General features: G+C 54.6%; 18 protein-coding genes and 3 pseudogenes. 12 read left to right on the top strand and 9 right to left on the bottom strand.

The genetic code is table 11. From position 1 onward, the window contains the following. Positions 1–1,152, bottom strand: a pseudogene (locus HLB35_RS03980) (potassium/proton antiporter); the annotation flags it as partial. A gap of 442 nt (positions 1,153–1,594) precedes the next feature. Here HLB35_RS03980 and HLB35_RS03975 point away from each other — a divergent pair. Together HLB35_RS03975 and HLB35_RS03970 are read left to right on the top strand one after the other, a co-directional pair. Further along, positions 1,595–2,527 (top strand): ABC transporter substrate-binding protein, encoded by a 933-nt coding sequence (locus tag HLB35_RS03975; protein WP_171701555.1) that lies wholly within the window; start codon positions 1,595–1,597, stop codon positions 2,525–2,527. 28 nt (positions 2,528–2,555) lie between these two features. Continuing rightward, positions 2,556–3,941 (top strand): exonuclease domain-containing protein, encoded by a 1,386-nt coding sequence (locus tag HLB35_RS03970; protein ID WP_171701554.1) that lies wholly within the window; start codon positions 2,556–2,558, stop codon positions 3,939–3,941. On the opposite strand, the gene HLB35_RS03965 is transcribed toward HLB35_RS03970, so the two are convergent. The 3 genes from HLB35_RS03965 to HLB35_RS03955 all read right to left on the bottom strand — a co-directional run bounded on the left by HLB35_RS03965 (position 3,938) and on the right by HLB35_RS03955 (position 7,575). Then, positions 3,938–4,771 (bottom strand): alpha/beta fold hydrolase, encoded by an 834-nt coding sequence (locus tag HLB35_RS03965; protein ID WP_171701553.1) that lies wholly within the window; start codon positions 4,769–4,771, stop codon positions 3,938–3,940. The two genes, HLB35_RS03970 and HLB35_RS03965, sit on opposite strands and share 4 nt — an antisense overlap. 48 nt (positions 4,772–4,819) lie before the next feature. Continuing rightward, positions 4,820–5,491 carry a 7-cyano-7-deazaguanine/7-aminomethyl-7-deazaguanine transporter gene (locus HLB35_RS03960; protein WP_171701552.1) on the bottom strand — a complete coding sequence of 224 codons (672 nt, stop codon included), beginning with the start codon at positions 5,489–5,491 and terminating at the stop codon, positions 4,820–4,822. 173 nt (positions 5,492–5,664) lie between these two features. Further along, the gene (locus tag HLB35_RS03955; RefSeq protein WP_171701551.1) at positions 5,665–7,575 is read right to left on the bottom strand and encodes a propionyl-CoA synthetase; all 1,911 of its coding nucleotides are present in this window, start codon (positions 7,573–7,575) and stop codon (positions 5,665–5,667) included. A 487-nt stretch (positions 7,576–8,062) separates the two neighbouring features. Here HLB35_RS03955 and HLB35_RS03950 point away from each other — a divergent pair, with 487 nt between their 5' ends. Next, positions 8,063–8,383, top strand: coding sequence for an ArsR/SmtB family transcription factor (locus HLB35_RS03950; RefSeq protein ID WP_171701550.1), 321 nt, complete (start codon positions 8,063–8,065; stop codon positions 8,381–8,383). Positions 8,384–8,449: 66 nt separating this feature from the next. On the opposite strand, the gene sohB is transcribed toward HLB35_RS03950, so the two are convergent. Beyond that, the gene (gene sohB / locus HLB35_RS03945; RefSeq protein WP_216601358.1) at positions 8,450–9,457 is read right to left on the bottom strand and encodes a protease SohB; all 1,008 of its coding nucleotides are present in this window, start codon (positions 9,455–9,457) and stop codon (positions 8,450–8,452) included. A gap of 156 nt (positions 9,458–9,613) precedes the next feature. Between sohB and HLB35_RS03940 the strand changes: the two genes are divergently transcribed. Then, complete coding sequence (locus tag HLB35_RS03940) at positions 9,614–9,925, top strand: SCP2 sterol-binding domain-containing protein (RefSeq protein WP_171701548.1); 312 nt, start codon at positions 9,614–9,616, stop codon at positions 9,923–9,925. Positions 9,926–9,955: 30 nt separating this feature from the next. On the opposite strand, the gene nudC is transcribed toward HLB35_RS03940, so the two are convergent. The 4 genes from nudC to HLB35_RS03920 are packed head-to-tail and all read right to left on the bottom strand — an operon-like array spanning position 9,956 to position 12,874. After that, positions 9,956–10,735: an NAD(+) diphosphatase gene (gene nudC / locus HLB35_RS03935; protein ID WP_171701547.1), complete on the bottom strand. Its 780-nt coding sequence runs from the start codon at positions 10,733–10,735 to the stop codon at positions 9,956–9,958. A 3-nt stretch (positions 10,736–10,738) separates the two neighbouring features. Next, positions 10,739–11,461 (bottom strand): DNA polymerase III subunit epsilon, encoded by a 723-nt coding sequence (dnaQ, locus tag HLB35_RS03930; protein WP_171701546.1) that lies wholly within the window; start codon positions 11,459–11,461, stop codon positions 10,739–10,741. Positions 11,462–11,507: 46 nt separating this feature from the next. Then, positions 11,508–11,978, bottom strand: coding sequence for a ribonuclease HI (rnhA, locus tag HLB35_RS03925; protein ID WP_171701545.1), 471 nt, complete (start codon positions 11,976–11,978; stop codon positions 11,508–11,510). Then, positions 11,975–12,874 carry a methyltransferase domain-containing protein gene (locus tag HLB35_RS03920; RefSeq protein ID WP_171701544.1) on the bottom strand — a complete coding sequence of 300 codons (900 nt, stop codon included), beginning with the start codon at positions 12,872–12,874 and terminating at the stop codon, positions 11,975–11,977. The genes rnhA and HLB35_RS03920 overlap by 4 nt, the downstream gene beginning before the upstream one ends. Positions 12,875–12,937: 63 nt before the next feature. Here HLB35_RS03920 and gloB point away from each other — a divergent pair, with 63 nt between their 5' ends. The 8 genes and pseudogenes from gloB (at position 12,938) to HLB35_RS03890 (ending at position 20,812) form a co-directional block, all read left to right on the top strand. Continuing rightward, positions 12,938–13,705: a hydroxyacylglutathione hydrolase gene (gene gloB / locus HLB35_RS03915; RefSeq protein ID WP_171701543.1), complete on the top strand. Its 768-nt coding sequence runs from the start codon at positions 12,938–12,940 to the stop codon at positions 13,703–13,705. A gap of 76 nt (positions 13,706–13,781) precedes the next feature. After that, entirely contained in the window at positions 13,782–14,066 is a 285-nt protein-coding gene (locus HLB35_RS18165; protein WP_328730957.1) for a hypothetical protein, read from the top strand. Positions 14,067–14,095: 29 nt separating this feature from the next. After that, positions 14,096–14,284 (top strand): hypothetical protein, encoded by a 189-nt coding sequence (locus tag HLB35_RS18160; protein WP_328730956.1) that lies wholly within the window; start codon positions 14,096–14,098, stop codon positions 14,282–14,284. Beyond that, on the top strand, positions 14,254–14,988 hold the full coding sequence (locus HLB35_RS18155; protein WP_328730954.1) for a LysM peptidoglycan-binding domain-containing protein: 735 nt from the start codon (positions 14,254–14,256) through the stop codon (positions 14,986–14,988). Before HLB35_RS18160 ends, HLB35_RS18155 begins: the two co-directional genes overlap by 31 nt. Before the next feature lie 179 nt (positions 14,989–15,167). Beyond that, positions 15,168–16,987 (top strand): annotated as a pseudogene (locus HLB35_RS03905) (extracellular solute-binding protein). 96 nt (positions 16,988–17,083) lie between these two features. Then, complete coding sequence (locus tag HLB35_RS03900) at positions 17,084–18,157, top strand: microcin C ABC transporter permease YejB (protein ID WP_171701542.1); 1,074 nt, start codon at positions 17,084–17,086, stop codon at positions 18,155–18,157. A 2-nt stretch (positions 18,158–18,159) separates the two neighbouring features. After that, complete coding sequence (locus HLB35_RS03895) at positions 18,160–19,203, top strand: ABC transporter permease (protein ID WP_328730952.1); 1,044 nt, start codon at positions 18,160–18,162, stop codon at positions 19,201–19,203. After that, positions 19,196–20,812 (top strand): annotated as a pseudogene (locus HLB35_RS03890) (ABC transporter ATP-binding protein). Before HLB35_RS03895 ends, HLB35_RS03890 begins: the two are co-directional and overlap by 8 nt. Positions 20,813–20,820: the final 8 nt, after the last annotated feature.

Genomic DNA, 20,820 nt, shown 5'->3' with positions numbered 1-20,820 from the left:
TCAAGGTCAGCGAACCACCTTGAATCAGCAGTGATAACAAGACAACGGCAAAGGCAATATTAAAGTAGAGCGAGGCGTTCTCGACGCCACCAATCACCGGAAAGATGGCCAGCACAATCGGCACGGCACCGCGCAAGCCTACCCAGGCAATAAATAGGGTTTCCCTCCAACGGAACTTGAAAAATGGCTTGATGGTGATTAGCACCGCCAATGGCCGAGCGAGGAAAATCAGTGCCAGCGCCACAATTGAGGCGGGCAGCGCCACATCCCAGAGTTCGCTGGGGGTGACCAACAAGCCCAGCACCAGGAAAAGCCCAATCTGGCTGAGCCAGGCCAGGCCATCGTGAACAGGCAGGATAAAATTCAAATGGCGGCCGGGTTGGTTGCCGATCATCAGGCCTGTCAGGTAAATAGCCAGGAAGCCACTCCCACCCAGCACACTGGTTATCCCGAATACGCTGAACCCCAGCGCCAGCGCCAACATGGAATACAGGCCAGGAGCCAGGTCCAGCCACCTGAGCAGCTTGGCGCTTAACCAACCACCGCCAATGCCCACCGCCAGCCCAATGCCAAACTGGGATACCAGAAACCCCAAGGTCTCCAACCAACCACCCAAGTCACCGGTCAGCAACTCCACCAGCATCAGGGTCAGAAAGATCGCCATGGGGTCGTTGGTACCTGATTCAATCTCCAGGGTTGCGCCCACACGCTCATTCAGATTGACGCCTCGACCGCTCAACATCGAGAAAACAGCGGCGGCGTCGGTTGAGCCAACAATGGCCCCCACCAGAAGTCCTTGCACCAGGGTGAGATCAAAGATCCACATGGCAATGATGCCCACGAAACCACTGGTGAGAAACACCCCAAAGGTGGCCAACGAAAGCGCCGGCTTGAAACCAACGCGGAAGGTTTTAAGACGCGTTCTGAGCCCGCCATCCAGCAGAATCATGGCCAGGGCCAGATGGCCAATGACAAAAGCCATTCCGTAATCGTTGAAGACGATGCCCAGAATCCCTTCTTCGCCTGCCAGCATCCCCAAACCAAGGAAAATAAGCAGCAGCGGAACGCCAAACAGCGATGAAAGCCGACTGGCCAGAATGCTCAACGTCATCAAAGAGCCGCCGAGCAGGAAAAAGTATAGATTGCGTCCATGGTTCTCCATTCCTGTCTTAGCCACGTCATTATTGCATGCCATAGCGCCATTGGCTGCGGCTTTAATGTGGCGCGTTGATGCCTACGCTAGCCATTGGCTGGTAACTAAAGATAAACTCACCACACTAGCCTTTGGAGTTACACCATGTTGCGATGCTTTTTACGCACCGTAATAGCGATGCGCTCAAACAATTTTGCTTTTGCATCCGCTAATCATTTGCCCCCTGGAAAAAATACTGGCGCCTCGCCACACCGCCGCTCATGGATCGCTTATATCTGGGTAAGCGCTGTTCTTTGCGGCTTGGCGCTTTGTTACTCTGCTTTGGTGTTTGCCGACGATGAGAGTAAGAACGCCACAGAAAGTTCCACTTTACAATTGGAATCAGAGGTTTATGTACCCAATGACCTATGGCCAACCCAGCCACTAATGGAGGCGCCGAGTATGGCGGTCGCCCCGCCCGAACCGCTTACCCCTCCGCCGCTTGAACCTGTCAATATCATGCTGGACTGGTTTTTAAGCCCACAACACGCGGTTATTTTGCTTGCCCATGAAAAGGGCTTCTTTCAACAACAAAGGCTGGAGGTAAGCTGGCAGATTCCCGGTGACCCTTCACTTCCAACCAAACTGCTGGCTGCCGGGGAAATTGACCTTGCCCTGGGTCGCCAGACCCAACTGCACCTGGCAGCTCATGATGGTGCACCGCTAACCCGTATTGCGAGTCTGGTAAAAACTCCCCTTAACGCCATCGTAACAATTAACAAGGGTGAGGATGCCGACCTTGATGCCTTAGGCTCAAAACCGCTCGGTTTTGCCACTCAGGAAGGCCAGCAATTAGTGTTGCCTTTACTGATTTCTGAAACGGTGCGTCAATCGGAACACTACGCCAAGCCCCGCGCCGTTCATTTTGAGACTGCCGACTCATTGAACGAAGGCGAGCTTGAAGCCATCGCGGATGCGTTTTTCCATACCCTTCCCTCGCGCCTGGCGACGCAAGGGCAATCGGCAACGGTGATCCGTTATGATGCCTTGTCCATTCCCCGTTACGATGGCCTGATTGTAATGGCCAACCGCAACACCGTTGGTCGACGTATGGAAACCTGGGTGCGTTTTGTGGTGGCTCTGGAAGAAGCTGCTAACTGGATTATCGAGCATCCGGACGAGGCCCTCGATACGGTCACCGCTGCTTATCCCCGTTTGGACAGCAGCCTGACCGATGAACATTGGCAAGACCTGTTACGGCGTTTAGCGTTAAGCCCGGCAGCGCTGGATATACGCCGTTACCGTGCAATGGAGACTTTCTTGCAACAACGCGGTATCACCAGTGAAATATTAACCGTAGAGCAGCTGGCAATAGACCCCCACCTTGGCCAGTAACGCCATTGTTGATGATGAGTGCTGATTGATGATGGTGTTGATTGATATCGAAACAACAGGCATCCGCGCCAGCCGTGATCGAATAATCGAAATCGCCGCGTTAAAGGTGCTGGACGGCCATGTGGTTGATCAATGGGCAAGCCTGATCAACCCTGAATGTCGCCTGCCTTCCACCATCACTCAGCTGACCGGCATTGATGACGCCAGCCTTGAGCAGGCAGCGTGTTTTTCAGATATCGCCAATAGCCTGTTTGTCTGGCTAGAGGGTAACGAACTGATTGCTCATAACGCACGCTTTGATTACAGCTTTCTGCGTAACGAGTTCAAACGTGCTGGGCTGAATTACCGCGCCAGAATGTTGTGTACCCTGCGCCTGTCACGCCAACTCGACCCCAGCCAGGGCCAGCATAACCTCGCAGCCCTACTCAACCGCTACCAGATTTCCACTCCAGCGCAACATCGTGCAACCCATGATGTGCAATCCCTGTGGGCGCTCTGGCAGTGTTGGGAATCCAGCCTGCCACCTGAACAATGGCAAGCATTATTGGACGCCCAGCGACGTCAACGGAGTCTGCCGGCTCAGCTTGACCCCAAACGGGTTGAGCAGATCCCGAACTGCCCCGGGGTCTACCTTTTTTACGGTCATAACCAGTTGCCACTTTACGTTGGCAAGAGCGTAAACCTGCGCGACCGAGTGATGAGCCATTTTCAGGGCGATCATCAGGATGACCGGGAAATGCGTCTGGCGCAGCAGGTGCAACACATTGAGTGGGAAGAAACGGCCGGAGATCTTGGCGCTCAGCTGCGTGAAGCGCAATTGATCAAAACCCTGATGCCCATCATGAACCGCCGGCTACGTAAGCAGCGACGGCTCTACGCCTGGTACTGGCCAAAAAGTGAACAACAGCCGCGGTTGATCAATGGCGAAGCTATCAGCAATGCGCATACCGAAAGCATTTTTGGGCTGTTTCGCAGCACCCGAGACGCCAAGAACACCCTAGGCAAGATTGCAGAAGAGCATCAACTGTGCCGACAGGTATTGGGCCTGGAAAAAGGGCGTGGCCGCTGTTTCGCCCACCAGCTGGGGAAATGCCGTGGTGCCTGCTGCCAGCAGGAAACGCTCGGTGCCCATGAACAGCGAGCTAAACAGGCCCTGGCTCAGCAGCAACTTAATCACTGGCCCTGGTCCGGGCCAATCGCCATTTATGAAGCCCATCAGAAAAGCCGTTGGCCTGCCTACCACCTGGTATCCCAATGGCGTTATCTGGGTACGATCAAAAAACTGGAAGAAGCTGACAGTCTTGATACGCAAAACGTCTCGTTTGATATGGACACCTATCAGCTACTCAACCGCTTTCTGCGCGACCCCCAACGTCATGGGCTTGAGATTAAGGAACTGCCGGATCAACGCTAGCAGCTTGCCGATTGAGCGGCGACAAAGGATTCAACGGCTTGCTGGAAAGCCTGTGGCTGGTCTGCATGCAGCCAATGCCCGGCTTCTTTCAGAGTCACTACCCGCGCATTGGGTAAGACCTGCTTGAGCGCAGGCAGCATTGCATCGCTGACATAGTCTGAATTCGCCCCACGCAATACCAGACAAGGTCCATAGTACGGTTGATCACCCGCTGGGACGGTCACAATATCAGGGTAACCCTTGATAATCTGTTCAAGCCCCACACGCAGCCCCATCACGGGCTGACCATTATCGGTAGTGCGCTCAAGGTTAGTGGCTAGAAACAGGCGTATCGGTCGTGCATCAACGTGTTTGGCCAACAAGGCATCCGCATCACGTCGGTTGGCTGGGCGATTGACAGCCACTTCATTCAGAGCCGCGAAAACATCATCGTGGCCATGTGAATAGGCCACCGGAGCGATATCTGCAACAACTAAGGAGGCTACACGTTGAGGCGCCAGACGCGCCATGGTCATAGCTACTTTCCCGCCCATTGAATGCCCAAGTATATGCGCCTGGTCAATGCCGAGATTATCCATCACGGCCAGCACGTCATCACTCATGGCCTGGTAAGTCATTCCTTCAACATGGGGCGATCGGCCATGATTACGCAAATCAACGGCAATAACTCGGCGGTTTTCCTGCCATGCTTTTACATGGCTGCGCCAGTTATCAGCGCTACCCAATAATCCATGAATAACAATTAGTGGAAGCGAGTCGTCCGCATCTTCAGTTTTGGCATCAACATGATGCAAGGTAACGGTATAAATATCGTGTTCAGTATCACTCATACGCCCTCCTGTGAAATCGTTGGAAAACCCACAATCCGTCAACAGACCCTAGACCACCGGTCGCGGTTCGGCATCCTGTTGTCCTGTCCACACCATCAGGCGCCGGGTCAACCACGCCAGCAGAACACCGTATAAAGGCAGGAAGAAAATCAGGCTTACTATCAGTTTAATCACGTAATCAACGCTGGCAATTTCAATCCAGTTAGCTGCCATAAACGGGTCTGGACTTTGATAGAAGGCAGCGCTGAAAAATACCGCCGTATCCGCCAGATTACCTAAAACGGTAGAACAGACAGGTGCCACCCACCAAGCCATCTGACGAAGGCGATCAAACACCTGAACATCAAGCAGTTGGCCAACAATATAGGCAAGAAAACTGGCCAGGGCGATACGTGCCACAAACACGTTCCACTCACCCAGGGCGCCCAGACCGGCAAACTCACCGCGGGGAAAAATCACCGACACCAGATAAGAAATACACAGGGCAGGCAGCATAACCCGCATGACAATAGCCCGCGCGGGTTCTTTACCGAACAGCCTGACGGTCAGATCAGTGGCCAGAAAAATGAACGGAAAGCTGAAGGCTCCCCAGGTAGTGTGCCAGCCAAACAGCACAAAAGGCAGTTGAACCAGATAGTTACTGGCCGCAATAATCAAGATATGGAAGGCAACCATGATCAACAGACAGCGCTGGTATTGCGCGTTCGTCAGGGCAAACATCGGCAGGGATCCTTTTTGGTTGATGAATCGAGGGGTTAGGGAACCCTCTACCCCACAGCGGGGCTGGCGGTGGGCATTATACGCATCTGCTCAACGGATGCCATCCCAAAACAAAACCGCCGAACAGGTTCGGCGGTTTTGATTAGGCATAGCGGCAAGATAAGCCTGTCGGGTTAGACCTGAGTCGCTTTTTCAGCTGCCCCTACGTCACGATCTTTCATCGCCAGATGAACATCTTCAAGGCTGGTCGGGTCATCAATCGTTGACGGAACGCCAAATTCCTTACCATCCGCAATACTGCGCAACAGCTTACGCAATATCTTGCCTGAACGGGTTTTCGGCAAGCGATTAACCACCAGTACCTGTTTGAAACACGCGATTGGCCCTATCTGGTCTCTTACCCGCGCAATCAACTCGGCTTCCAGGGTGGCTTCATCGCCGTCAAAGCCATCCTTGGGAATCACCAGGCCAACCGGCAACTGGCCTTTCAATTCGTCATGAATGCCGATAACGGCACACTCCGCCACCGCCGGATGGGCACCCACCACCTCCTCCATCTCACCGGTAGACAGACGATGGCCAGCCACGTTGATCACATCATCGGTGCGCCCCATGATGAACAGGTAACCGTCTTCATCGTAATAGCCGCCGTCACCAGTCAGGTAATAGCCTGGAAACGCCGCCATATAGGCGCTATGAAAGCGTTGCGGATCGCCCCAGACGCCGGTCAGGCATCCCGGTGGCATGGGCTGTTTGATCACCACACTGCCCTGCTCCATGGCACCTGCCTGCTCACCATCACGATCAAGAATCTGAACGTTGAAACCGGGCACAGGAACGGTGGCAGATCCTGCCTTGGTGGGCATGGGTTCAATACCTGGCAGGTTGGCGGCAATTGCCCAGCCGGTTTCAGTTTGCCACCAGTGATCAATAACCGGCACGTCAAGCAAGTCATCCAGCCAATGGAAGGTCGGCGGGTCAAGGCGCTCACCGGCCAAGTACAGATGTTTCAGGCTGCTGATATCGTATTGTTCAAGCAGTTTGGCATCCGGGTCCTCTTTCTTGATGGCCCGGAAGGCCGTCGGCGCAGTAAAGAAGCTTTTGATCTTGTACTCTTCGATCAACCGCCAGAAAGCGCCAGCATCCGGCGTTTTGACCGGTTTGCCTTCATACACAATGGTGGTGCAACCTCTCAGCAGAGGGGCATAAACAATATAGGAGTGGCCTACCACCCAACCGACGTCTGAGGCAGAGAAAAATACCTCGCCCGGTTCTACGTCATAAATAACTTCCATGGAGTAAGCCAGTGCTACAGCATAGCCTGCGGTATCACGCACCACGCCCTTGGGCTTACCCGTTGTACCCGAGGTATAGAGTACATAGAGAGGGTCAGTACCCTTGACCGCCACGCAATCAGCAAAGGGCGCATCTGTGACCAAGGCAGCCCAGTCATGATCGCGCTCTGTCAGCTCAGCACGGTGCTGTTCACGCTGGTAGATCACACAGGCATCGGGTTTGTGGGCGCTGAGTTCAATGGCCTGATCAATAATCGGCTTGTAGGGCAACACCTTGCTCACTTCCACCCCGCAGGAAGCTGCAATCACCACCTTGGGTTGGGCGTCCTCGATGCGCACCGCCAGTTCATGGGGAGCGAAACCGCCAAACACTACAGAGTGGATAGCCCCCAGACGCGCACAGGCCAACATGGCTACCAGAGCTTCTGGAATCATCGGCATGTAGATGACAACGCGGTCGCCTTTTTCCACTCCAAGCTTTTGCAGACCACCGGCAAAATAGGCGATCCGATCACGCAGCTCAGCGTAAGTGATCGTGGCCTTGCTTTCAGTGACCGGTGAATCCCAGTAAATCGCTGCCTGCTCACCGCGACCGTTTTCTACGTGGTGGTCAACTGCCGCATGACAGATATTCATCTCGCCATCGCTAAACCAGCGCGCATGCTGTTGATCGTCATAGCTGAGGATCTGGGTCGGCTGCTTGAACCACGGAATGCGCTTGGCCTGTTCTGACCAGAACTCTTCAGGCTGCTGGATGGCGTGTTGGAACTCTTGTTGATATCGACTCATAGCGGCGGTGTCCACGATCTGGGTTAAAGAATCGGATGATTGTCGACACTGTATAAAGGAAATAGACAAATAACCGTCATACTATTGGCTAAAAAGCGACTAAAGATGTAGATTTAAACACCTAATTGTCAACAAAAGACACCTTTTTATAGCCTAATGGGTTAGGCCAAACTTCCTTTACCGCCATTTTTAGCGCCATGTCGCTGCCCACTGTGATGCCACGATTTGCCCTTCTCCCGCCTTTCGTCAGCGTCGAAAAGTATTTTATTGATAGAAAGCTAAACAAACACTTGGAAAATGACCGTTAAATTAATAAAATTTAATGATAACCAGTTTTGCATGCGAATTACATGACACGATCAGGACAGAAACCTTGTTCTTGTTCACACTTTCCGTTGACTGCCATCGGCCGTCTTCTGGTTAGGTGACACCCAACTAAAAGTAAGCGATTGCCATGTACGCATCTTGCGTCGACCAGGAGTTTGAAATGCCCCCTTCCGTTAGCGCTGCGACCGATTTGTTACAAGACAAGGGCCATGCGATTGATCTGGCTGCCTCTCTACTCAAGGCAATGGCCAACGAAAAGCGACTACAAATCATTTGTCTGCTGGCTGATCAGGAACTTTCCGTGACGCAAATCAACCATCACCTGGCCCTGAGCCAATCCGCCCTGTCACAGCATCTGGCTATTTTGCGCCGTGAAAGCCTGGTTCAGACCCGGCGTGAATCGCAAACCATCTATTACTCGCTGAACAGCGACAGTGCCAAAGCAATTATCAGCACTCTGGCAAGCTATTTCGGCCGCTAATGCAAAAATCCCGCCGCGCTGATGATCAGCGGCGGGATTTTTATAGGCTGTGTTTCAGGCCAGAAGTTAACGCTTGTGCCAGCGAGAGGCTTCTAACGTTTCAACAGTTTTTAGCACTGCACGCTCAACGCCTGCTTCCACTGCCAGGCCGAGCTTGCGGCTCATTGTTTGGGGTGCTTGAAGCTTGATCTGGAGCACCCGCGAGGATGCCATGCGCTCAGTCAGATACGCTTCGCTGGTCTGTACGCTATCCACCAGCTGTTTCTGCATGGCTTCATTGCCGTACCAGATTTCACCGGTCGCCAGGGTGTCAATATCCATTGCCGAGCGCCTCTCGCTGACATAATCCTTGAACAGCCGATGGGTATTTTCCAAGTCATCAATAAACTTTTCGCGCCCTTCCTGGGTATTCTCTCCCAGCATGGTCAGCGTACGTTTATATTTACCGGCGGTCAGCAGCTCAACGTCGATATCATGGCGTTTCAGCAGACGATGAATATTGGGTATCTGCGCCACAACGCCAATCGAGCCAATCACTGCAAAGGGTGCCGCCTTGACGTGTTCAGCCGTGCAGGCCATCAGATAACCACCGCTGGCGGCAACTTTATCGATGCACACCGTCGTCTTGAGGCCAGCTTCACGCAAACGGTCAAGCTGTGCAGCCGCCAGGCCATAGGCATGCACCAGCCCGCCGGCGGACTCCAGGCGAATCACCACTTCGTCCTGCGGGTCAGCCACGTCGATTAACGCCGAGATCTCCTCGCTGAAATGCTCAGTGGCGGATGCCTTGATATCGCCATGAAAGTCCAGCAGCCAGACACGCTGCGGCGCATCACTCGGGCTGTTGTCAGTGGCGCCTTTTTTCTCGGATTTATCATCGCGTTTGAACGCCTTGATCATCTTCTTGCGCGCTGAAGGCGCCGCTGCCGCCAGTTCCAGGCGGCGACGACGATAGCGGCGCTGGTCATTGAGTTCAGTGATTTTCAGCGTCAACGCCTGATCACCCGGCTCTTTGGCACGCTTTACCAGAATGACGGCGATGCCGACCAGCCCGACCACAATAAGGGTCTGCAATAAAAGGTACCCTGTTCCACAATCCACTCTGTCACTATGCTCTCCTGCCGATTAGGTTGTTTATCACTTGATGTAAACAGATGTTTAAAATAATCTTGCCTCTAAAATACGCTGTGTTTATGACGCCCATTGATTGATTTGCAAGGAAACGTTCAGATGTCATCTTCCACACTCGAAAAGCTACAGGCCCGCTTCAACCCCGACGCTGCCCAGGATATGAGTGAAGTTTTCCAGTTCCATTTTTCCGATGCCGGTGATTATTACCTGAATATCCATGCAGGCACACTCGATATCAACGAAGGCGAACATGATGACCCTTCCATTAGCCTGAGCATGGAATCAGGCACGCTCAAGGGCATTATGAACGGTGAGATCAACGGAATGACTGCGTTTATGACCGGCAAGCTCAAAGCCACAGGCAATGTCATGCTGGCCACCAAGCTGACCAGCCTGTTTCCGCAAAAGTAAAACGCCACCTGATATTGATCAGACCTACCATTAGCGCCATTTCGCCAGATGCGCTTCGATCAGGGCGCGGGAAATAGAATAAGGCGGCGGCAATGAAGGTAGCTGACGCGGTGAAAACCAGGCCGCGTCAGCAATTTCAACCCCGTCAATATGAATACGCCGAGATCTGGCTTCAGCAAAAAAACCCAGCATCAGTGAATGAGGAAAGGGCCATGCCTGGCTCTGGTAGTAGCGAACCTGCTCAATATGCACGCCGACTTCTTCAAACACCTCTCGATGTACGGCTTCATCGGCAGACTCTCCCGGCTCAATAAAACCGGCCAGAGTGGAATAGCGACCCGGTGGGAAGCGTGGGCTCCGCGCCAGCAACATCGCTTCGCCGCTACTTACCAATGTGATGATACAAGGTGAAATGCGCGGATAGTTACGATGGCCGCAGGCATGGCAATGCATGGCAAATTCAGCTTCCAGCTTGGTGGCAGCAGCGCCGCAGCGGCCACAGAAGCGATGATTTTCCAGCCAGGCACCCACCTGTAGCGCCGTCGAAAGCAGGCTGAACCAATGGCTTGGCAACATCGCCATCCATTGACGGCCATCAATCCAGGCGTCACCAGGCTGTTCTGCAAGCTGGAGTGCCACCGGCTCATCATCCCAGTAGCACAGGGGTTGCATGCACTCAGTCCATGGCTGCCAGGGATGAAGTGGCGTCATTTCCCCCTCTACCTGCACGGGCGATGGCAAAAGCTTGCTTTTGGAAAGCGCCATCACTCGCCCCTGCGTATGCCCCACTGGAATCTCACGTCTAAGCATTGCTTACCCCTGCTGCCAGCTCAATTTATGGGCCTGGCATTTCGCTTCATGGGCCGCCTGCTCAGCCGCATCAGGCACAATGACCTTCAGCTGGCCAGGTGAAAGCGTCAGACGCTGAACGGTCAGCCCCTGCTCGCTGCCTTCCTGCTGGTTATCAGCAGACTGGTTGCCGGTTTCCAGTGTCAGAGCGGTCTGACCGCCAGTCATCGCCAGATAGACGTCGGCCAGAATTTCGGCATCCAGCAAGGCGCCGTGAAGAACACGATGACCGTTATCAATTTCATAGCGCTTGCATAGCGCATCGAGGTTATTACGCTGACCAGGATGCTTCTGACGGGCCAGACCCAAGGTGTCCAGAATGCGGCAATGTTCAGCAACAGGGCCTAGTACTGGCTCGCGGCGCTTTTTGTTGAGCATCGCCAGTTCGTGGTCGATAAAGCCCACATCAAAGGCAGCGTTGTGAATGATCAGTTCAGCGCCTGCAATAAAGGCCCAGAACTCATCGGCCACGTCAGCAAAGACCGGCTCATTAGCCACTTTTTCATCATCAATCCCGTGAACAGCCACAACTTCGGCATCAATATGGCGCTCCGGGTTAATGTATTGATGATAAGTATTACCGGTCAGGCGGCGGTTAATCATTTCTACCGCGCCAATTTCAACCAAGCGGTGGCCTTCTTTGGGATCTATGCCAGTGGTTTCTGTATCCAGGATTATCTGGCGCATGATGCTCTCCGAACAGACGTAATAAGCTCGTTATCTTGATAAAAAATCAGGCTTTTTGCTGAATATGCTCATCGATGGCGATATTGGCAAGCTGATCCGCTTTCTCGTTACCGAGGTGTCCGCTATGCCCCTTGACCCAATGCCATTCAATCTTATGGCGCTGGGTTTCTGCATGCAGAGTTTGCCACAGCGAAGCGTTCTTGACCGGCTGGCGAGCAGCTGTTTTCCAGTCTCGCTTCAGCCAGTTATGAATCCATTGGGTGATCCCCTGACGGACATATTGAGAATCCGTCCATAACGCGACTTCACAAGGCTGGTTCAGGGTACGCAGCGCCATGATAGCCGCCATCAATTCCATCCGGTTATTGGTGGTATCCGCTTCATAGCCATACAAGGTTTTTTCATGCTCACCACTTTGGAGTACCACGCCCCATCCTCCAGGGCCTGGGTTACCCCGGCAGGCACCATCGGTGTAGACAGTGACCTTGGGAAGCGGCTGTGTTTCTTCATCACTCAACGCTTGGGTTCCTTGAATGTATCAGAAGTGCTTTTACTGACCGATGTGATTTTCAACTCTGTTTTGGCCAATCGCACTTGGTCTGGAGATCTGGTAGTTGAGGACGCAGTGACCAAAGGCATTCCGGAGCAGTGTTGGCGAGAAAACGCCTGAACAGAGCGCCCGGACGCCGCCATCTGCATGCCAAACTTTACCCGTTTGGTGCTCGCAGGCTGTTGGCGCCGTATGGCTCGGATCATATAGCTATCCCCAAGGGGTAAGTTATGCCGCCGCCCCAAGGTCTCCAGTGAGCCATTACAGGTCGCATTTTTAGAAGGCGCCAATGGCATTCTAAAACCGCAGTAGTCTACCCGTTCGATATCAAAATCAACAAATGCCAGCCAGTCACGCAGATAACGTGGCGAACGCCAATCAGCGCGTTGCTGGCCCTTATTCGGAAATTCGTGCCGCCTGGGCAAGGCGCGTCGGGACAGATTACTCGGGCTGAAAGGGTTGAAGCCAAAAATCAGCAAAATCCCATGGTCTGAGGTAACGCGAGCCGCTTCCTGGAGCAGGTGATGGGCGTTGGCGGTGTGCTCCATCCAATGGTGGACAAGGGTAATATCCAGGCATCCATCCGGCAATGCCAGGTCATCGAGGGGGCAAATCAGGGTTTCCTGCTGCTGAGCAGCCTCGCGGCTGGGCGCCCACTGCATGACATGCGCCAGGGGAGACGCTTGAAGCATGGAGGGTCCCATGACTATTTCAAGCGCATGGCCTTTATAGCGAGAATCAATCACCGGCCCGAGACAGGCGCGCTGAGCATCGAGCAAGGCGGCGCCTCGTGCAGACATCCAGAATTGCTGGGATTTCTCCAGCTGCTGGTCAAGCGTGCGCGCCGCGTCTGAATTTGACATAAAACGCTCTTGCCTCCAAAGTAACGCCTTTTTGACGCCTTTAACATTTAAAGGATTACCTCCATGCTGAGCGTGACGCCCATTCCTGCCTTAAGCGATAACTATATTTGGTTGCTCAGACAAGATTCCAGCCCTGGTGTCTGTGTAGTGGACCCAGGCGAGGCCGGTCCGGTCATCGATTACATGGAGCGTGAATCGTTAACCCTAGAGAGCATTCTGATTACTCATCACCACCCTGACCATACCGGTGGTCTGGAAGCCCTGATCAAGCTTTATTCCCCAAGAGTGATCGGGCCGGACAACCCTGGTATTGAAGGGATAACCGACACTGTCGGGGAAGGTGATGAAGTGCGTATCATGGGGCGTCTATTTGAAGTCTTCGCGACCCCCGGCCACACGCTGGATCATATTAGTTTTTTTGCGCCAGGCATACCGCCATTGCTGTTTTGTGGCGACACGCTATTCTGTGCAGGCTGCGGGCGCCTGTTTGAAGGCACCCCGGAGCAAATGCACAACGCTCTCAATCGTTTTGCTCAGCTACCAGAAGACACCCTGGTGTTTGCAGGCCACGAGTACACACTGGCTAATCTTAAATTTGCCAGCCAAGCCGACCCGGAAAACCCCGCCGTTGCCCAGGCACTTACTGAATGTTACAAAGCCCGTGAACTGGAACGCCCGACGTTACCCAGCACGATAGGACGCGAGCTAAAAATCAACCCCTATTTTCGCCTGGAATCAGACAGCGTTCGTCAGGCTGCTGGCCACAAAGGGGACAACACGGATCCACTTGCTACTTTCACAACCTTACGCGAGTGGAAAGATCGTTTTTAACTGATTCGTTTTGCCAGCTGTTTGTTTGCCATTTACACACGCTTTAAAACGTTAATTAGTCCACCTTTAGATGCCCATGACCTATCATTTGTTAAGAGACCGGCTGCTGCTTACCGTTGGCAGCACAATGATCAGCGGCGTACTGCTTGCTGCCGCTGCACAAGCGTCTACTGGCGCACAAACTAGCCAAGTTACCACCAACAGCAGTGCCATGGCGACGCCTTCAGGCACTACTGAACGACATTTCTGGGACTTGCTGGTGCTTGAAAACCGCGATGCCTGGAGCGAGCTGCGTAATCAGCTCGCCTGGCATGAACAACCCCTTTCCGACGAGGCTCAAAAAGAGTCGACGCCTGGATAGAGTATTATCAATCCAGTCCGGAAAATGTTTTGGAGATTAGTCGTCGCGCCTCCTCTTGGCTGGCCTGGATCAACCAGCAGGTGTCAGAGCGCGACTTACCGGGTGAAATCGCGCTAATTCCCTTTATTGAAAGCTCGTTTAACCCTCAGGCAAAAAGCCATCGGGGGCTGCTGGGCTATGGCAGTTCATGCCGGGCACTGGCGACGCTCTCGGGCTAGTCCGCAATACCCATTACGATGGACGCCTTGATGTGATCGCCTCCACTGAAGCCGCTCTTGATTATATCGAAATGCAGGCAGACCAGTGGTATGACGGTGATCTGATCCGTTCTCTTGCCGCCTACAACGCGGGCGCTGGTACGGTTAACAAGGCGGTCAGAAATGCCCAGGCCCAAGGCAGGTCAGGTGACTACTGGGATCTGCAATTGCCCAGCGAAACGATGAACTATGTGCCCAAGCTGCTAGCGATTGCCACGATTATTGCCGACCCGTCTGCTTATAACGTCAAACTGCCAGAGATTGACGCGGCCCCCGCCTTCGCCATGGTTGACCTGGATCAGGATCTTAGCCTTAAAGAACTGGCGATGCGCGCAGGCGTTGATGCTGATACTCTCAGCGAACTCAACCCTGGCCTGCTAAACGGTAGCCTCAACCCGCGCTATACGCGTACCCTGCTGATGCCTGGGGACAGCAACCAGCAAATGCTCGCTGAACTGAGTGCTTTGCTGAACGCAGGCAATGCCAATGAAGCAACCCTGGCCAGCACATCAACACCACCAACTCACACGGTGGTACAGGGTGACAACCTGAGCACTATCGCCCAACGCTACAATATAAGTTTGCGTGATATCATGCGCTGGAATGCTATTGATCGGCCGGAGGCTTTACAACCGGGCCAACTCCTGACACTTTCCAATTCTTGAGACGTATATCAATTCTTGACGTGTTGTGAGCGCTGTCTCAGCTGCATCGCGAGACAGCAATGCAGCTAAGACGGGAGGAAGGAGCAATGAGGGCTGGCAAATCCAGGGAAAGCGGATCATCTTATACTCGCAGATGGTGGCAAGTGTTCGTTCTGCTAGCCGTTATTTATTCCTCGGTCATAGTACATACGCAAACAGTCCATGCACAAACGGTTGATGCTGATACAAACAACGTCCCCACCGTGCATGCCCTGGCGCTTTATGACACACCGGCCCTGCCGGAGGACTTCGCTCACTTTCCGCACGTCAACCCTCAGGCGCCTAAGGGCGGCAGCATGATTCGCAGTGCGCCGGGGGTAGCTTTGATTCTACGAATCCCTTCATTATTCGCGGCACACCGGCCAATGGCATTACCCAGATTTACGACACTCTGATGGCCAGCAACCCCAATGAGCCTTTCAGCCTCTATGGGCTACTGGCCGAAGGAGTGCGTCTGGATCCTGAACGGGAATGGATTGAATTCGACCTTCATCCTGACGCGGTTTTCCAGGATGGCGAGCCAGTCACTGCTGAAGACGTAGTGTTCAGCCTGGATATCCTGCTCGAAGAGGGTAACCCTTTTTTCCGCAACTATTATGCTGGTGTTGAACAGGCGGTAGCCATGGATGTGCATCGGGTGCGCTTTGAATTCAACACCACGGATTCCCGCGAATTGCCGCTGATTGTCGCCCAGATGCCGATCCTTCCCAAACACTACTGGGAAACGCGTGACTTTACCGCACCGACACTGGCAGCTCACCCAGGCTCAGGCCCCTACCAGATTGATGACGTAGACCCTGGCCGGCGAATAGTCTACGCCCGCGACGAGGACTATTGGGCCAAGGATTTACCGGTCAATGTTGGCCGCTACAACATTGACCGGCTGATTATTGATTATTACCGGGACAGGGATATCGCCTGGGAAGCCTTCAAGGCCGGGCTGATTGATTACCGTATTGATGCCCGTGCGGCAACCTGGGCCATCGGTTACGATTTTCCTGCCTATCAGCAAGGGCTGGTGGAACGTATTACCGTGCCCGACGTTAACCCTTCCCCCATGCAGGCCTTTGTATTCAACCTGCGCACCGACAAGTTTGATGATCCCAGGGTACGCGAAGCGCTCAGCCTGACCTTTGATTTCCCCTGGTTGAACACCAATATTTTTTACGATGCCTATTCCCGCACCCACAGCTTTTTCCAGAATTCGGAAATGGAAGCTACCGGCCTGCCCAGCCAGGAAGAGCTGGTATTGCTGACTCCTTTCAGGGATGAGCTTCTGGCGTCCCATCAATCTGATCAGTTGTTCACCGAGCCCTTGCCGATTGACCACCCTGAATCACTGCGTGAACGCCTGCGCCTGGCGCTGGAGTTGCTACGTGAAGCTGGTTATCAGATAGAAGATGGCCAGCTGGTCAACGCTGAAAACGGCGAGCCTCTGGCACTTGAAGTGCTCCTGTATGACTCCGGCCTGGAGCGGGTTGTCCAACCCATGCTGCGGAACATGGCCCGCCTGGGCGTTGACACCTCGATACGCATTGTCGATATCAACCAGTACCTCAATCGCCTGCGCAGTTTTGATTTCGACATGGTCATCAGCCAGTTTCCACAATCCAACAACCCAGGCAACGAACAGCGCGACTACTGGACCAGCGCCTCTGCTGAGCAGCCGCAAAGCCGCAACCTGATGGGGCTTGCCCACCCGGCAGTTGACAGCCTGGTTGACCAACTGATTAGCGCCGACAGCCGCGAACAGCTCAACACCATTGCCCATGCGCTGGACCGGGTGCTGCGCTGGGGGTTCTATGTGATTCCCCACTATCACTCCGGCGAGACCCGGATTGCCGTGTGGGACAAGTTCGAATATCACGAGCCGTTCCCCCGCTATGCCATGGATCTGGACGCCTGGTGGGTGGATACGCAACGGGAAGCTGAACTTCAACGCCGCCGTAGCGGTCGATAATGGCGGCTAGCTGTTCGGGGAGATTAGCGTTGCCCCTGTTCCGATAACCGTCTGTTCAACGTTTGCGAAATCAGTGTTTGCAAAAGGAGCCTTGCCTTGGCGCGCTATACCCTACGTCGACTGCTGTTGATGATCCCGACACTGATCGGCATCATGCTGCTTAATTTTGTGATTGTTCAAGCAGCACCGGGCGGCCCTATCGACCAGATGCTGGCGCGCTTTGAAGGCGCCGATGCCATGGCCAGCACGCGCCTGGACATGGGCGGCGGCGATGTACAGGTCAGCGATGATTCGCGCGGTGCCCGGGGCATAGACCCGCGCTTTATCGAACAGCTTGAACAGCAGTTCGGCTTTGACCAGCCCGCTCATCAGCGCTTTCTGACCATGATGGGTGATTACCTGACTTTTGATTTCGGCACCAGCTTCTTTCGCGACCGACCAGTGATTGAATTGATGATAGAACGCCTGCCGGTTTCGATATCCCTGGGCTTATGGACAACCCTGCTGGTCTATCTGATCTCGATTCCGCTGGGGATTCGTAAGGCACTTCGCCATGGCTCGCGCTTTGATGTGTGGACCTCGGGGCTGGTAATTGTCGGCTATGCGATTCCCGGTTTTCTGTTTGCCATCCTGCTGATTGTGCTGTTCGCCGGTGGCACCTACCTGGACTGGTTTCCACTGCGCGGGCTGACCTCACCGGATTTCGACAGCCTTTCCACCTGGGGCAAGATCAAGGATTACGCCTGGCACATCACCCTGCCGGTTATTGCCGCCTCCATCGGCAGTTTTGCGACCCTGACCATGCTGACCAAGAACAGCTTTCTGGATGAGATCCACAAGCAGTACGTCCTGACCGCCAAAGCCAAAGGCGCTGATGAACGGCGGATTCTGTACGGCCATGTGTTTCGCAACGCCATGCTGATCATTATTGCCGGTTTGCCCGCGGCGCTGGTGGGTATCTTCTTTACCGGCGCGCTGCTGATCGAAGTGATTTTCTCCCTTGATGGACTCGGCCTGCTGGGTTTTGAAGCGGTCATGCAGCGGGATTATCCGGTCATCTTCGGTACGCTTTACCTCTATACCCTGATTGGTCTCTTGCTCAAGCTGCTATCAGACCTGACCTATGTGTGGGTTGACCCACGCATCGATTTTGCTACCCGGGAGTCGTAACCGTGTCGCCGATTACCCGCCGTCGTATTGCTGCCTTTCGTGCCAACCGCCGCGCCCGCGTATCGCTCTGGCTGTTCAGCGCCCTGTTTGTGTTCAGCCTGTTTGCTGAGCTGGTGGCCAATGATAAGCCGTTGATTCTCAAATTCGAGGGAGAGTGGTACCTGCCGCTGGTGGTGGATTATCCGGAAACCGAATTCGGTGGCTTTTTGCCGACCCATACCGATTACCTCGACCCCTTTATTCAGGAACAGATCGAGGAAAACGGCTGGGCACTCTGGCCGCTGATTCCGTTTTCCTATCAAACCCTGGATATGCATATGACCCGCCCTTCGCCCGCCGCGCCGGATAGCCGTCATTGGCTGGGTACCGATGATCAGGGCCGCGATGTATTGTCGCGAGTGATCTATGGGTTTCGGCTTTCCGTCGCCTTTGCCTTGGTACTGACTGCCGGTTCGCTGGTAATGGGCGTATTTATCGGCGGCGTTCAGGGCTACTTCGGCGGCAAGGTGGATTTGGTCGGCCAGCGCTTTACTGAAATCTGGTCGGGGCTGCCGGTGCTATTCCTGTTGATTATTCTCGCCAGCTTCGTCCAGCCCGGCTTCTGGTGGCTATTGGGCATCATGATGCTGTTTTCGTGGCTTGGCCTGGTGGATATCGTTCGCGCTGAGTTCCTGCGCGCGCGCAATCTGGAATATGTGCGCGCAGCCAAGGCCATGGGGCTGCCCTCACACCTGATCATGTGGCGCCATGTGTTACCCAATGCCATGGTGGCCACCCTGACCTTTGTGCCCTTCCTGTTTACCGGGGCCATCGGCACCCTGACGGCGTTGGACTTCCTCGGCTTTGGCCTGCCGCCGGGTTCACCTTCCTTGGGTGAACTGGCCGCTCAGGGCAAGAACAACCTTCACGCCCCCTGGCTGGGCATCACCGCCTTTATGACCCTGGCTGTCATGCTCTCCTTACTGGTGTTTATCGGCGAGGGGCTGCGCGATGCCTTCGACCCTCGCCATGTGCAGTCACGCCACAAGGAGGTTACCCATGGCTGAACACTCAGCTCAGCAGGCATTCGCCCCATCGTCGTCAACGCTTTTGGACGTCAAGCACCTGAGTGTCGGCTTCGATGGCAGCCAGGTCGTCGACAATCTCAGTTTTAACGTCAAGGCGGGGGAAACCCTGGCACTGGTAGGTGAATCCGGCTCGGGGAAATCCGTCTCGGCGCTGGGGGTCATGAACCTCTTGCCGGACAATGCACAGGTCAGCGGTGAACGTTCACTGGCAGGTACTGACCTAGCCAGCCTGAAACGCTCGCAGTGGAAAACCATTCTGGGTAATCAGGTCGGGTTTGTGTTCCAGGAACCGATGACGTCTCTGAACCCCCTGCATCGGGTCGGCAAGCAGATAGGTGAAACTCTGCGCCTGCATCAGAGCCTGACCGGCAAGGCAGCACGCCAACGCGCCCGTGAACTGCTTGAACAGGTGCGCCTGCCGCGCCCGGATGAGCTACTGGATGCCTGGCCCCATCAGCTTTCTGGTGGCCAGCGCCAGCGGGTAATGATTGCCATGGCCATTGCCAATCAGCCAAAGCTGTTGATTGCCGACGAGCCGACCACCGCCCTGGATGTGACGGTTCAACAGGAAATTCTTGCCCTGCTGCGTGACCTGCGTGATCAGCACTCCATGGGCATGCTGTTTATTACCCATGACCTTAACCTGGTACGCGCCCATGCAGATAGAGTCTGCGTCATGTATCAAGGCCAACAGCAGGAAAGCGGCCCGGTCAGCCAGGTATTCAATCATCCCCAAAGCGATTACACCGCTGCGCTGCTGGCGGCAGAGCCCCAAGGCCGCCCCAAGCCGGTTGGGCGTGTCCAGCCGCGCCTGGAAGCCACTCGGCTGAGTGTCGCCTTTGCACGCCCCAGGGCAGGCCTTTTTCGCCGCCAGCCGGCGCCTTTTTGTGGCCGTAGAGCCCACTGATCTCTATGTAGCCCCTGGGGAAACCCTGGGGATTGTCGGGGAATCCGGCTCAGGCAAGACCACGCTGGCTTCTGCCGTGATGCGTCTGGTGCAAAGCCAGGGCGAGGTTTACCTGGGAGAAGATGCCCTGCATCAGCTGACGGGCAAGGCTCTCAGGCGCCAGCGGCACCGTTTTCAGATGGTCTTTCAGGATCCTTATGGCGCCCTGTCACCGCGGATGTCAGTGTTTGATATCGTCAGCGAAGGGTTACGCTTTCATTTTCCAGCGCTTCAATTGGCGAGGTGGAAAAACGCGTTCACCAGACCTTGCAGGAAGTTGGCCTGCAGGAAAGCGTGGCTTCCCGCTACCCGCACGAATTTTCTGGCGGGCAGCGCCAGCGGATCGCCATTGCCCGAGCAATCATTCTGGAACCTGAATTACTGGTGCTGGATGAGCCGACCTCAGCCCTCGACCGCACGGTGCAAAAACAGATTGTCGAACTGCTGCGCGATTTACAGGCCAGGCGCCAGCTGAGCTATCTGTTTATCAGCCACGACCTTGCCGTGGTACGCGCCATGGCACACCGCATCGTGGTACTCAAGGAAGGCGAGGTGGTGGAATCAGGCCCCAGCCAGGACCTGCTGACCGCACCACAGCATGAGTACACACGGCGGCTGGTAAAAGCCGCCCAGCTGGTTTGAAACTTACA

It is taken from the genome of Vreelandella azerica, from assembly GCF_013112225.1.
Lineage (GTDB): Bacteria > Pseudomonadota > Gammaproteobacteria > Pseudomonadales > Halomonadaceae > Vreelandella > Vreelandella azerica.
This window is presented reverse-complemented; position numbering and strand designations above follow the sequence as displayed.